11 protein-coding genes are annotated in these 13228 nt (G+C 70.6%); 8 read left to right on the top strand and 3 right to left on the bottom strand.

Annotation, left to right across the window (positions count from 1 at the left end; genetic code table 11):
* Nucleotides 1-108: 108 nt before the first annotated feature.
* Nucleotides 109-2931: a beta-L-arabinofuranosidase domain-containing protein gene (locus tag MQE23_RS38565; RefSeq protein WP_243381555.1), complete on the top strand. Its 2823-nt coding sequence runs from the start codon at nucleotides 109-111 to the stop codon at nucleotides 2929-2931.
* A gap of 142 nt (nucleotides 2932-3073) precedes the next feature.
* On the top strand, nucleotides 3074-3826 hold the full coding sequence (locus tag MQE23_RS38560; protein ID WP_020276154.1) for a DUF4142 domain-containing protein: 753 nt from the start codon (nucleotides 3074-3076) through the stop codon (nucleotides 3824-3826).
* A gap of 23 nt (nucleotides 3827-3849) precedes the next feature.
* Here the strand turns inward: MQE23_RS38560 and MQE23_RS38555 are convergent, their stop codons facing one another.
* Nucleotides 3850-4629, bottom strand: coding sequence for a LysR family substrate-binding domain-containing protein (locus tag MQE23_RS38555; protein WP_243381554.1), 780 nt, complete (start codon nucleotides 4627-4629; stop codon nucleotides 3850-3852).
* Between the two features lie 123 nt (nucleotides 4630-4752).
* Between MQE23_RS38555 and MQE23_RS38550 the strand changes: the two genes are divergently transcribed.
* The 6 genes from MQE23_RS38550 (at nucleotide 4753) to MQE23_RS38525 (ending at nucleotide 10726) form a co-directional block, all read left to right on the top strand.
* On the top strand, nucleotides 4753-5145 hold the full coding sequence (locus MQE23_RS38550; RefSeq protein WP_037672488.1) for a DUF5997 family protein: 393 nt from the start codon (nucleotides 4753-4755) through the stop codon (nucleotides 5143-5145).
* A gap of 229 nt (nucleotides 5146-5374) precedes the next feature.
* Nucleotides 5375-6694 (top strand): sugar ABC transporter substrate-binding protein, encoded by a 1320-nt coding sequence (locus MQE23_RS38545; RefSeq protein ID WP_243381553.1) that lies wholly within the window; start codon nucleotides 5375-5377, stop codon nucleotides 6692-6694.
* Entirely contained in the window at nucleotides 6691-7602 is a 912-nt protein-coding gene (locus tag MQE23_RS38540; protein ID WP_243381552.1) for a sugar ABC transporter permease, read from the top strand. The genes MQE23_RS38545 and MQE23_RS38540 overlap by 4 nt, the downstream gene beginning before the upstream one ends.
* The gene (locus tag MQE23_RS38535; RefSeq protein WP_020276149.1) at nucleotides 7599-8543 is read left to right on the top strand and encodes a carbohydrate ABC transporter permease; all 945 of its coding nucleotides are present in this window, start codon (nucleotides 7599-7601) and stop codon (nucleotides 8541-8543) included. Before MQE23_RS38540 ends, MQE23_RS38535 begins: the two co-directional genes overlap by 4 nt.
* A gap of 27 nt (nucleotides 8544-8570) precedes the next feature.
* Complete coding sequence (locus MQE23_RS38530) at nucleotides 8571-9479, top strand: 5-dehydro-4-deoxyglucarate dehydratase (RefSeq protein WP_020276148.1); 909 nt, start codon at nucleotides 8571-8573, stop codon at nucleotides 9477-9479.
* Nucleotides 9476-10726, top strand: a complete 1251-nt coding sequence (locus tag MQE23_RS38525; RefSeq protein ID WP_020276147.1) for a glucarate dehydratase family protein — start codon at nucleotides 9476-9478, stop codon at nucleotides 10724-10726. Before MQE23_RS38530 ends, MQE23_RS38525 begins: the two co-directional genes overlap by 4 nt.
* 38 nt (nucleotides 10727-10764) lie before the next feature.
* Here MQE23_RS38525 and MQE23_RS38520 read toward each other — a convergent pair whose 3' ends face one another.
* Nucleotides 10765-11655 carry a peptidoglycan-binding protein gene (locus tag MQE23_RS38520; protein ID WP_243381551.1) on the bottom strand — a complete coding sequence of 297 codons (891 nt, stop codon included), beginning with the start codon at nucleotides 11653-11655 and terminating at the stop codon, nucleotides 10765-10767.
* Nucleotides 11655-13199, bottom strand: a complete 1545-nt coding sequence (locus MQE23_RS38515) for a DUF6519 domain-containing protein (protein ID WP_020276145.1) — start codon at nucleotides 13197-13199, stop codon at nucleotides 11655-11657. The genes MQE23_RS38520 and MQE23_RS38515 overlap by 1 nt, the downstream gene beginning before the upstream one ends.
* Nucleotides 13200-13228: the final 29 nt, after the last annotated feature.

Genomic DNA, 13228 nt, shown 5'->3' with positions numbered 1-13228 from the left:
ACCAATCCCGTCCGCAGCGTTGACGCCCTCTCACCCCGCGCATAACGTCTGGCCGACCCCCCGCACGCTGTTCGTAATCGCGAACAAAGGCCCCTCGTGGAGGAGCACATGGCCCGGCCCCTCTCCAGACGATCCCTTCTCCAGGCCGCGGCACTGGCGGCGGCGACCCCTGCGGTCTCTCTCACCACGACCGGCCGAGCCGCGGCCACTGTTCAGGAGGCAACAGCCGTGACGGCGGCCCCGTCCGCATGGACCGTCCAGCCCTTCGCCCTCGAAGACGTGGCCCTCAGACCCGGACTGTTCGCCGACAAACGGCAGTTGATGCTCGACCACGCCCGCGGCTACGACGTGAACCGGCTGCTCCAGGTGTTCCGCGCCAACGCCGGCCTCTCCACCGGAGGCGCGGTCGCCCCCGGCGGCTGGGAGGGGCTGGACGGTGAGGCCAACGGCAACCTGCGGGGTCACTACACCGGCCACTTCCTGACCATGCTGGCGCAGGCGTACCGCGGCACGAAGGAGCGGGTGTTCGCCGACCGGATCGCCACCATGGTCGGGGCGCTGACCGAGGTGCGCGCGGCGCTGCGGCGGGATCCGGCTGTGCTGAGCGTCCCGGGGAAGTTCGGGACCGGCGCGGATCAGGTGCGTGGCTCCTACCAGTACGTGGATCTGCCGGCGGCCGTGCTCGGCGGGGCCTCGGCGATCACCCTCTCCGTCTGGGTGCGGCCCACGCACGACGCCAACTGGACCCGGGTCTTCGACTTCGGCGACGGCACCACCCGTTACCTGTATCTGGCCGCCCGCAACCAGGCCGGAGTGCCGCGCTTCGCCATCACCACGTCGGGCGCCGGCGGCGAGCAGGCCATCGACGGCACGGCCGCGCTGCCGCTGAACCAGTGGAGCCATCTGGCGGTCACGATCGCGGGCGGCACCGGCACGCTCTACGTCAACGGCACCGCCGTGGCGCGGAACACCGCGATGAGCCTCACCCCGGCGGCCCTCGGCACGCTGAAGAACAACTGGCTGGGCCGCTCGAACTACCCCGCCGACCCGGTCTTCGCGGGCGCCTACGAGGAGTTCAACGTCTTCTCGCGGGCGCTGACCGCAGCCGAGATCACCGAGTTGCAGAGCCGCCGGGCCGCCGACGCCTCGACGGGCCGCGGCGACCTGGCGTCGTACGCCTTCGACGAGAGCGCGGGCGGGACGTTCGCGGACGCCTCCGGCCGGGGCCTGACCGCCACCCTGCGCCGCACCTGGGGCGGGCCCAGCCACCCCGGGTTCTTCGCGGCGTACCCGGAGACGCAGTTCATCGAGCTGGAGTCGCGGACCACCCCCGACTACACCAAGGTGTGGGCGCCGTACTACACCGCGCACAAGATCCTCAGGGGACTGCTCGACGCGTACACCGCCACGGACGACGACCGCGCCCTGGACCTCGCGTCCGGCATGTGCGACTGGATGTACTCGCGGCTGTCCCAGCTGCCGGAGTCCACGCTGCAGCGCATGTGGGGGATCTTCTCCAGCGGCGAGTTCGGCGGCATCGTCGAGGCGGTCTGCGACCTGCACACGATCACCGGCAAGGCCGAACACCTCGCACTGGCCAAGCTGTTCGACCTGGACCGGCTGATCGACGCGTGCGCGGCGAACACGGACATCCTCGACGGGCTGCACGCCAACCAGCACATCCCGATCTTCACCGGCTATGTGCGGCTGTACGACGAGACGGGCGAGGAGCGCTACCTCACGTCGGCGAAGAACTTCTGGGACATGGTGGTACCGCACCGCATGTACGGCATCGGCGGCACCAGCACCGGGGAGTTCTGGAAGGCCCGGGACGTGATCGCGGGCACCATCGGCGGGGCCACCGCCGAGACCTGCTGCGCGTACAACATGCTCAAGCTGAGCCGGACCCTGTTCTTCCACGAGCAGGACCCGAAGTACATGGACTACTACGAGCGGGCGCTGTACAACCAGGTGCTCGGTTCGAAGCAGGACAGGCCGGACGCGGAGAAGCCGCTCGTCACGTACTTCATCGGGCTGACGCCCGGTCATGTCCGGGACTACACGCCCAAGCAGGGCACGACCTGCTGCGAGGGCACCGGCATGGAGAGCGCCACGAAGTACCAGGACTCGGTGTACTTCGCGAAGGCCGACGGCAGCGCCCTGTACGTCAACCTGTACAGCCCGTCCACACTGACCTGGGCCGAGAAGGGCGTCACAGTCACGCAGACCACTACTTTCCCCAAGGAGCAGGGCAGCACGCTGGCCTTCGGGGGCGGCCGGGCCTCCTTCACGCTGCGGCTGCGGGTGCCGGCGTGGGCGACCGCGGGGTTCCGGGTGACCGTCAACGGGCGCGCGGTGTCCGGGACTCCGAAGCCCGGGAGCTACTTCGACGTGTCCCGGACCTGGCGGGCCGGCGACACCGTCCGTATCGTCATGCCGTTCCGGACGCGGGTGGAGAAGGCTCTCGACGACCCGTCCCTGCAGACTTTGTTCCACGGCCCGGTCAACCTCGTCGCCCGCGACGCCGCCACGGAGTACCTGAAGGTCGGGCTGTACCGCGATGCCGGGCTGTCCGGCGATCTGTCGCACTCCCTCACGCCGGTTCCGGGCAAGCCGTTGCACTTCACGCTGGACGGGACCGGGTGGGCGCCGTTCTTCGAGGGGACGGAGGATCCGACGCACGCCTACTTCCGGTGCTCGGAGCCGAAGGTCGTCTTCGGCGGACGGGACTCGGGCGTCGCCAACCCGGCGAAGGCCGACGGCACCACGCTGCTGGACGAGGTCTGGGCCGGGGCGCCGTTCCGGAACAAGGGGGCGCTGGTGGCGCGGGTGCGGTCCACCGTGGACGCGTGGGTGTCGGCCGGGCTGCTGAGCAGGGCGGACGGCGACAAGGTGGTGAGCACGGCGGGCGCGGCCTCGTACCGGCCCTGAGCCCTCCCGCGCAGGTCCGGTGCCGTGTCGCCCTCGGCACCGGGCCCGGCCGGTTCACGAAATTTTTTGCGGCAGCGGTGATTGTTTCGCCCCTGGCATACGTACCTCCTGGCGTTGGGCCGTTCATATCCCAGGAGGCACGATGCGCATCTCGCGCAGCACGGCAGGAACCGCGTTCGTGGGCGGTGCGATGATCCTTACGCTCACGGCGCTCGCCTACCCGAGCATGCTGGGCGTGCAGAACACGGCTGCCGGCCAGGACCGCATCATCGCCAACACCCAGTACGGTCCGCTGACCGAGGCGGACCGCGACTTCGTGGTGAAGGTGCGCGCGGCCGGGCTGTGGGAGCACCCCCTGGGTCTGCTGGTGATGCAGCGCGGAGGGTCGGCCGCGATGAAGGAGGCCGGCGAGCACCTCGTCGTCGGACACGGGCGGCTGGACGCCGCCTGCCGCAAGGTCGCCCCGGAGCTCGGCATCACGCTCCCCAACCAGGCGTCGCCGCAGCAGCAGCAGTTCGTGGCGACGGTGGAGGGCGCGCAGGGCCAGGAGTTCGACTCGACCGCGGTGAGCATCATGCGGGTCACCCACGGTCAGATCTTCTCGACGATCGCCAAGATCCGCGCCAACACGCGGAACACGCTGGTGCGTCAGCTCGCCGACCAGGCCAACTCCACGGTGCTGGACCACATCACGATCCTGGAGAAGACCGGCCTGGTCAACCACGAGCAGGTCAACCTCCAGCAGACCAGCCCGCCCAAGATGCCGGAGGACCAGACCACGCCGCCGCCCCCGCAGCCGGGCGCGCCGGTGCTGACCCTGCAGATACCGAAGGGCATGGAGGACCTGCGCACGGAGGCACCGAACTCGATCCAGCCGTCTCCTTCGGCGGGGTAGCGAGACTCCCGGAGGGCTCGTGGTCAGGAGCGGCGGCGGGGCTTGCCCTGCTTGCCGCCCCTGCTGTTCTTGCCGCCCTTGCCGCCCTTGGGGGTGCCGCTGGAGGACCCGCGTCGGTTCGCGCCCGTCGGCCTGGCCGGCTGCTTGCGGCGGTCGTCACGCTGGGGCTTCTCCTGCGCCGGAGGCTGCCGGCGGCCCCGGGTGCTGTTGGCCGTGCGGCCGCGGACGATGCCGATGAAGTCCTCCACCAGGTCCGTCGTCGCGTCCTCGGGCCAGGCCAGGGCCACGCTCGACTCGGGGGCGTCCTTGAGGGGACGGTGGGTGAGGTCCTTGCGGTGGTGGAGGCGGGCGAGCGACAGGGGGACGATGAGCACGCCGATCCCCGCCGCGACCAGTTCGATGGCGTCGGCCGTGGTGGCGGGGCGTTCCAGGGCGGGCCGCCCGGGGAGGTCCTCCCAGTCGAGGACGTCGTCGAGAGGGTGCAGCACGATGTCGTCGGACAGGTCCTCCGGGGACACCTCGTCGACCGCCGTGACCAGGTGGTCCTGGGGCACGACGACGACCGTCTGCTCGGTGTAGAGGGGGATCGCGCTGAAGACCGTCCGGTCGACGGGGAGGCGTACGAGGCCCGCGTCGGCGTCCCCGTCCAGCAGCCGCCCGGCCGCCGCCTCTCCGGCGGGCACCTGCGTCAGGGCCAGCGGGACATCGGGCTGCCGCTCGTTCCAGATGCGCACCCACTTGTCGGGCATCACCCCGGGGACGTACACGAGCCGGAACGAGGGAGATTCATCCGAGCCTGTCACCCGGCCAGGTTACCGGCCGTGGTGAGTGGGGGTGGTCAGCGGTCATGGTGGGTGGCCGTGGTCACCGGCCGTGGTCACCGGCCGTGGTCAGCGGTCGCGCACACGCTCGATACGCTGGACGGCATGACGTCGCACCAGAGCACCCAGAGCATGAAGCCCGCGACCGCGGCGAAGAAGCTGGGTGTGTACCTCGAGGCCACCCCCGCCGAGTTCCAGGAGGGTGTCGTCTCGCGCGCCGAGCTGAACGAGCTCCAGGCGAACCCGCCGCAGTGGCTCCAGGACCTGCGGAGCAACGGCCCGCACCCTCGCCCGGTGGTCGCGGCGAAGCTCGGCGTCTCCATCGCGGGTCTCGCCCGCGGCGGCCTCACCGAGCCCCTCACCACCGAGCAGATCGAGACGCTGAAGCAGGAGAACCCAGAGTGGCTGCAGCGGGAGCGCGCCACCCAGGCGGAGGTCCGCAAGGAGGCGGCCCGCATCAAGAAGAGGAACGCCGAGCGCGCTGAGCACCGCGGCTGACCTCGAACCTTCTCTCACACGGCCCCAACCGGTCCATCCGGTTGGGGCCGCTGTCGTTCTCCGGTCCGCGCACGGCCCCGTGTGGCCCCGTGTGGCCTCGTGTGACCTCGTGTGACCTCGGTGAAATCTTTCAGCCATGTATTGACATGGTGATGAAACGATCCTAGCTTGGCCGATCATTTAGATTCGTGAAGTAGGTTCACGGATATGAACAGCAACGGAGCCACCTATGCGGGATCGCCGACGCCTGGCTGCCGCACTCGCCATCTCGGGTCTCCTGTTCGGAACGGCCGCCTGCGGCTCCGGTTCCGGCAGCGCCCGGGCCGGCGATCCGAACACGCTGGAGGTGTGGACCCGGAGCGATCCGGACTCCGCCCAGACCTACAAGAGGGTGTTCGCCGCCTTCACCAAGAAGACCGGCATCAAGATCGACTACCAGCCGGTCATGAACTTCGACCAGCAGTTGCAGAGCCGCGCGTCCACCAAGGACCTGCCGGACGTCATGATCAACGACACGGCCCTGATGGGCAGTTACCAGGCCCAGGGCCTGCTCAAGCCCATCACTCCGGCCTCGATCGCCGGACACGACGAGATCACCGCCAAGTCCTGGTCGTCCACCGTGGGCCGCGACGGCAGGCACTACGGCATCCCGTACTCCCGACAGGCCATGACGCTGTTCGTCCGCAAGGACTGGCGCGAAAAGCTCGGCCTGCCGCAGCCGAAGACCTGGCAGGACACCCTCGCCCTCGCCAAGGCCTTCGCCACCCGCGACCCGGACGGGGACGGCAAGAAGGACACGTACGGCATGGTCGTGCCCGGCAGCGCACAGAACGGCTATGTCGCCTGGTGGGGTGCCAGCTGGCTGTGGCAGGGCGGCGTGCGGATCATCGAGAAGGACGGCACGGGCTACCGGCCCGCCATGGACTCGGCGGCCGCCCTGCGCACCGTCACCTGGATGAAGAACAACCTCTTCTGCGGTGACAACGGTGTCATACAGCCCAGCGCCCTCACGTCCGTCACCGCGAACACCACCAACTTCCAGGACGGCAACGCCGGGATGTACCTCACCGGCCCGTACAACATCTCCACCTTCGACAAGGCGCTCGGCAAGGACAAGTACGAGGTCCTGCCCGCGCCGTCGGGCCCGGCCGGCAACAACGACGTGCTCGCCGACGGCGAGAACGTCTACTTCGGCGCGAAGACCGGGAAGGCCAGGCTGGAACAGACGCTCGCGGCCTTCCTGATCTCCCCCGAGGGCCAGACGCTCGCGATGACCGGCGACCACCAGCCCGTCGTGCGCATCCCCGTCAACTCCACGCTGGACGCGGCGAAGGTGCGCGACGATCCGCGCTGGAGCGTGGTGCAGAAGGCCTACGAGACGGCCTCCGTGCAGTTCCCCAACGCGCCCGACTTCGCACCGGTCAAGCAGGACACCGCCGACGCGCTCAACGCGCTCTTCACGTACTGCGGCAGTGACGTCGAGGCCGGTCTCAAGGAACTCAACGACACCCTCGCCGGTGACCTCAAGGACCAGGACCTGTTGAAATGACCGCGACCGTGACGACACCCGGGCCGCGCAGAGCCCGGTTCCTCAGCAAGAAGGCCGTACTGCCCTGGCTGTTCCTCGCGCCGGGTCTGCTGCTCGCGCTGGTCTTCAAGTTCCTCCCCATGGGCAAGGGCGTCTGGCTCAGCTTCTTCGACGTACGGCCCTTCCTCGGTGACCAGTGGGTCGGCCTCGACAACTACACGCGGGTCCTGACCGACCACCGCTTCCAGGACGCGATCGGCCACACACTGGTCCTGGGCATCGGCATGTCTCTCGGCGGCATCGTCGCCGGCGTCCTGTTGGCCCTGCTGCTCGAAGGCCAGGCGCGCTCGCTGAGGATCATCCGGACCGCCGTCTTCCTGCCGGTCGTCACCGCCACCGCGGTGGTCGGCGAGATGTGGCGGCTGATGTACCACCCGACCTCCGACGGCCTGATCAACAGCGGTCTCGGGCTCCTCGGCCTGGGGCCCGTGCCGTACCTCGACAACCCCGACACGGCGCTGTGGGCGACGATGGCCATGGGCATCTGGATGCTCGCCCCGTACAACATGGTGATCATCCTCGCCGGGCTGGCGGGTGTGGACCGCTCGCTGTACGAGGCCGCCGCGATGGACGGGGTGTCGCTGTGGCAGCGGCTCCGGCACATCACCCTGCCCGCGATCCGCCCCGCCCTCGGCATCGTCCTCACCCTCGCCGCCATCCGCGGACTGCGCGTCTTCACCGAGGTGTACGTCCTCACCGGCGGCGGTCCGGCCGGATCGACCGACGTCTGGATGACCCGCGCCTACACCCTCGGCTTCTCCCGCAACGACATCGGCGGCGCCTCGGCCGCCTCCGTGCTCCTGCTCTGCGTGACGCTGCTGCTCACCGTCACCGTCAACTACTTCCGCAAGAGGGGAGACGTGAGATGAGCGCGCCCGCCATCGACCCCGTCCGGACCCCGGTGACCGCCTCCCCCGCGGGGAAGTCCGCCGGGAAGCAGCGCACCACACCCGCCCGTTTCGACACCGCCCTCGGCTGGAGCGACCGGCCGGGCCTCGCCTGGGCGCTGCGCGTCCTGCTCTGCGTACTCGCCCTGGGCGTCTTCGCGGCGCCGTTCGTGACGGTCTTCTCCGGTTCGTTCAGCGAGAAGGCCAGCGGTTCGACCCTGTCGTTCCTCCCCCACCACCCGAGCCTGCTGAACTTCGAGGTGGCGGGCGAGCGCGGCATCTGGGACTACTTCGGCAACTCCCTGGTCATCGCGGGCGGCGGACTGCTGCTCCAGCTCGTCGTCTGCACGCTCGCCGCGTACGCCCTGGCCCGGCACAAGTTCCGCGGGCAGGCGCTGATCCTGACCCTGTTCATGCTGACGATGATGCTCCCCGAGGAGGTCATCGCCATCCCGCTGTCCCTGGTCCTCGGCCATGTGCCCGTGATCGGCCTCGATCTGAAGGGCACCGTCTGGGGCGTCATCCTGCCGCTCGGCGCCTGGGGCTTCTCGGTGATGGTGCTCACCGAGTTCATGAAGGACATCCCCGCCGAGATCGAGGAGGCCGCCCGCATCGACGGCGTCGGTGAGCTGCGGATGCTGTGGCAGGTCATCCTGCCGCTGTGCAAGCCCGCGCTCGGCGTGGCCGGCGTCCTCGGCTTCATCATGATCTGGGACCAGTACCTGCTGCCGCTGATCGCCGCGAAGGACCCCACCGACTACACGGTCACCGTCGCCCTGTCCATCCTGCGCACCGACCCCGAGGTCGGCTCGGGGGTGGTGCTGGCCGGTGCGGTGATCGCCCTGATCCCCAGCCTGATCGTCTATCTGCTCCTCCAGCGCTCGCTGGTCACCGGCATCGCCGCCGGTGCCACCAAGGGCTGACCACCCACCCCCACATATGAGGGAGACATGAAGTTCCACGGAGTGCTGTTCTTCCCGGTCACGCCGTTCGCGGCGGACGGTTCACTGGACGAGGAACGGCTGGCCCAGCACATCGAGTCGGGTGTCGCCGCGGGCGCGGGAGGTGTGTTCGTCGCCTGCGGCACCGGCGAGTTCCACGCCCTGTCGGCCGAGGAGATCGAGCGGGCCACCCGGGTCGCGGTGCGGACGACGGCCGGACGGGTCCCGGTCTTCGCCGCCGCCGGTGGTCCCGCACCGGTCGCCCGGGACCAGGCGGCCCGGGTCGAGCGCGCCGGTGCCGACGGCATCCTGCTGCTGCCGCCCTACCTGGTCAGCGCCCCGCAGCAGGGCCTGGTGCGCTACGTCCGGGAGGTCACCGCGGCCACCGGGCTGCCCGTCGTCTTCTACCAGCGCGGTTCCGCCCGGCTCACTGCGGACACGGCCGCCGAGATCGCCGCCCTGCCCGGGGTCGTCGGCCTCAAGGACGGCATCGGGGACATCGAGCGGATGCACCGCATCGTCCGCGCGGTGCGTGCCGTGCCGGGCACGGAGGACTTCCAGTTCTTCAACGGGCTGCCCACCGCCGAGATGACCGCGCCCGCCTACCAGGGCGTCGGCGTCGAGCTGTACTCCTCGGCGGTGTTCGCCTTCGCCCCGGAGATCGCCCTGGCCTTCCACCGGGCCCTCGCCGAGGGCGACGAGGCGCTGGTCTCGCGGCTCCTCGACGAGTTCTACGGCCCGCTGGTCGCCCTGCGCGACGAGGTTCCCGGGTACGCCGTGTCGCTCGTCAAGGCCGGGGTGACGCTGCGCGGCCTGGACGTCGGCGGCGTACGGGCTCCGCTGCTGGATCCGGCACCGGAGCACATCGCCCGGCTGTCCGAACTCATCGACCGTGGTCTGGAGGTGGTCGGCGCATGAGCCAGACGCGCATCCGGGAGCTGATCGTCACCCCGATCGCCTTCGGCGACCCGCCGCTGCTCAACTCCAACGGCGTGCACGAGCCGCTCGCGCTGCGGATCATCCTCCAACTCGTCCTGGAGGACGGCACGGTGGGGCTGGGCGAGTCCCCGGGCGGCACCGCCCGGCTGGAGCGGCTTCAGGCCGCGGCGAAGGTGGTGGTCGGCATGGACGTCTTCGACACCACCGCCGTCGCCGCCGCGATCGACTCGGCCCTGCTGCCGGCCGTGCCCAGCTCGCACGAGCGCGGCTGGACCACGTCGGCGGTGGAGGTGGCCTGCCTCGACGCGCAGGGCAAGCTGCTCGGCCGACCGGTCAGCGACCTGCTGGGCGGCAGGGTCCGCGATGCGGTGCCGTTCGCGGCGTACCTCTTCTACAAGTGGGCCGAACACCCCGCGCTCGACGGCCGGCCGGCCGTCACCGACGACTGGGGCGAGGCCCTCGACCCGGCCGGGATCGTCGAGCAGGCCCGGCTGATGCAGGAGCGATACGGCTTCAGGTCGTTCAAGCTCAAGGGCGGTGTGTTCCCGCCCGACGAGGAGATCGCCGCGATCCGGGCGCTGTCGGAGGCCTTCCCCGGGCAGCCGCTGCGGCTGGACCCGAACGTGGCGTGGACGGTGGAGACGTCGAAGTACGTCGCCCGTGAACTCGACGGCGTCCTCGAATATCTGGAGGACCCGACCAAGGGCATCGACGGCATGGCGGAGGTGGCGAAGGAGTCGCCCATGCCGCTCGCGACCAACATGTGCGTGATCGCCTGGGAGCATCTGAGGCCGGCCGTCGAGCAGAACGCGATCCAGGTCCTGCTCACCGACCACCACTACTGGGGCGGGCTGCGCCGGACCCGGGAACTGGCCGCCGTGTGCGAGGCGTTCGGGATCGCCCTGTCGATGCACTCCAACTCGCACCTGGGCATCAGCCTCGCCGCGATGACCCATGTCGCCGCGGCCATCCCCAACCTCGACCACTCCTGCGACACGCACTATCCGTGGAACTCGGCGGACGACGTGATCGTCCCCGGTGTACTGGAGCTGCGCGACGGGGAGGTACGGGTGCCGACCGGGCCGGGACTGGGTGTCGAGCTCGACCACGACAAGCTGGAGCAGCTGCACCGGCGTTACGTCGACTCCGGGATGCGCGGCAGGGACGACACCGGCTACATGCGGCGGATCCAGCCGGAGTACGAGCTGCGACTCCCCCGCTGGTGACGGGCGTGCGCCCCTCCCCTGTGGAGGGGCGCACGCGGTCACTTCGACTTCGGCACCTTCAGCCGGTCCCAGGTGAGCTTGCCGGGGATGCCGTCGGCGTCCTTGCCGGAGAAGCCCTGCTTCTGCTGCCACAGCGCGTAGGACCGGCGGTCGGCCTCGCTCCAGTCGGGGCTCGGCCCCTCCTCGTAGCGGCTGCACCCCTCGGCGACCAGGCGGCGGCCCATCGCCGTGATGATCGGGGAGCGCTGCCCGGCGTGGAAGAACGCGGCGCCCGGGAACGGCTCGTAGGACGGCTTGGGCGCCGGCTTCGGGTCGGGGGCCGGCTTGCTGCCGCCCCCGCCGCTGAGCCGCTGGGCTATGCGCTTGCGCATGCCGTCCATGGTGAAGCCGCGCGGGTCGACCTTGCCCGGCTGCCACTCCTTGTGGCCGATGACGGAGCGCTCTGACCAGCCGTGGTGGCGGCAGATCGCCGCTGACACCTTCTCGATGGCTTCCTTCTGCGCCTCGGGCCAGGGGTCCTTGCCGTTGCCGAGGTTGATGCACTCGAAGCCGTAGAAGTGCCGGTTGCCGTCGGTGTCGGCCTCGTTGTCGTGCGGCAGTTTCGACTCGTTGATCACGGCGCGCAGGACGTCGCTGTCGCCGAGGCCGGCGTGGTTGGCGCGGCCGTTGCCGACCAGGTGGACGTGGCCCTTCTTGTCGATGACGCCGTGGCAGAGCGGGCCGGGCAGGCTGGAGTAGCCGTCGTAGCAGATGTCGACGGAGGCCGCGGTGCCGGAGGTGACGGTGTGGTGGATCATCACGCCGTTGACCGGCCCCCAGGGGCCCTTGCTGTTGCGGTTGTGGGTGCGCCAGTTGCGGACCTCGTGGACGGTCAGGCCCTCGGCCCGGAGGATCTCCACCAGCTTGGACGCGCTCAGCGGCTTGGCCATCAGTTGTCTCCTTCCACGGCGGCTTCCGCCTCGGCGGTGGTGTGGGACCGCCCGTGGGAGGGGTCCTCGGCGGCCAGTTCCTCGCGGTGGGCCTGCTCCTCGGCGGCGAGCGTGGCCTCGTCGGCGGGCGGCATGCTGCTTGCCAGCGGGCCGAACGCCAGGCGCAGGTCGACGGCGCTGCCCTCGCCCTTGATCAGGGCCAGCGGGGCGAAGTGCCGGGCGATGCCGGCCGGGCCCTGGAGCAGCGGACGGCGGGCCGCGTCCGCCGGCCACTCGACGCTGCCGGTGGCGGTGCGGGCGGGGACGAGCCAGTGGTCGCCGGTGCGGTAGGTGCCGCCCTTGGCGAAGTACACCTCGACGCCGTCCTCCAGGGGCAGCCACTCCCCCTCCGTGACGGGGACCGCGCCGCCGCGCAGGGCGGTCGTGCGGCCCTTGCGTTTCGGACCGCCGTGGTGGTCCCAGCGGCGCAGGTACGGGTTCAGGTGGGCGAGCCGTCCGACGCCCGGGGCGGGTTCGGCGGACAGGCGGACGCGGCGGCCCGGCAGGTCCAGTTCCTCGACCCGCAGCAGCGGCAGGGGCTCCAGGCGGGAGGCGTAGGCGGTGTCGACGAACTCCACGTGGTCTCCGACGTCGAGGTCCAGCTTGTCGTCGTGGCCGAGGGACGCCAACTGCACCCAGGTGCCGTCGAGTTCGTCGACGGGAAAGACGACGGAGCCGTTCTCGCGGGACCACTTGAAGGTGGCGTCCTTCGCCTCGCCACCCTCGTGGACCTCCACCCGGTACAGCTGGTTCTCCGGGCCGCGGTAGCGGGCGTCCGGCTTGACCAGGCACGGGTCCTCGTCGGCGTGGTCGGGCCGCTCGCTGCGGGCGGCGAGCCGGGCCGAGGGGGCCGACCGGCGCTGCGCCCAGCGGGTGAACGCGGCGCGGACGACCTCCTTGGAGGGGTCGGTCTCCTCGATCTCCAGGGCGGCGAGGGACAGGGGCAGCACCTGCCAGACGACCTTCACGCGGGCGGCGGTGTCGGGCATGGCGGCGCCGAGGGCGACCTCGCGCAGCGCGGGGTCCTCGGCGGCGGTGACCGAGCGCTCCCACACGTTCAGGTAGACGACGAACGGCGACTGGGCGGGCGAGGGCAGCCGGTCGCCGGGCTTCTCCGGGTCGCGGAAGCCGTCGGGCTGGTCCCAGTAGGTCCAGGTCGCGGGCGGCTCCGGCGCGGATTCCTCGCTGTCCTCGTCGGTCACGGGGACCCCGGCGGCCGGGCGGTCGGCGTCGCACAGGATGCCGTCGACGTAGTAACGGCCGCCGTGGATGAGGAGCGTGTCGATCTCGTGCTTGCCGCCGACGTACTCGATGCGGAAGCCGGCTGCGTCGCGCGGCCCGCCGTGCGGTCCGATCAGGTCGGCGGCGAGGCTGCGGGCCTGGTGGAGCTGGATCGCGGTCTGCTCGTTGAGGTCGGCGTCGAGCTGGACGCGGCCCTGCTGGGCGACGACCGCGGAGTAGTGCCGCTCCGGGCGGAACGTGGAGCGGGAGAGGTCTGCGTGCATGAAGGGTGTCCCCCCTGGTTCAGAAGTGC

It is taken from the genome of Streptomyces sp. HP-A2021 (assembly GCF_022807935.1).
Taxonomy (GTDB): Bacteria; Actinomycetota; Actinomycetes; order Streptomycetales; family Streptomycetaceae; genus Streptomyces; species Streptomyces afghaniensis.
The sequence above is the reverse complement of the archived record's forward strand: the minus strand, read 5'-3'. Positions and strand labels throughout refer to the sequence as shown.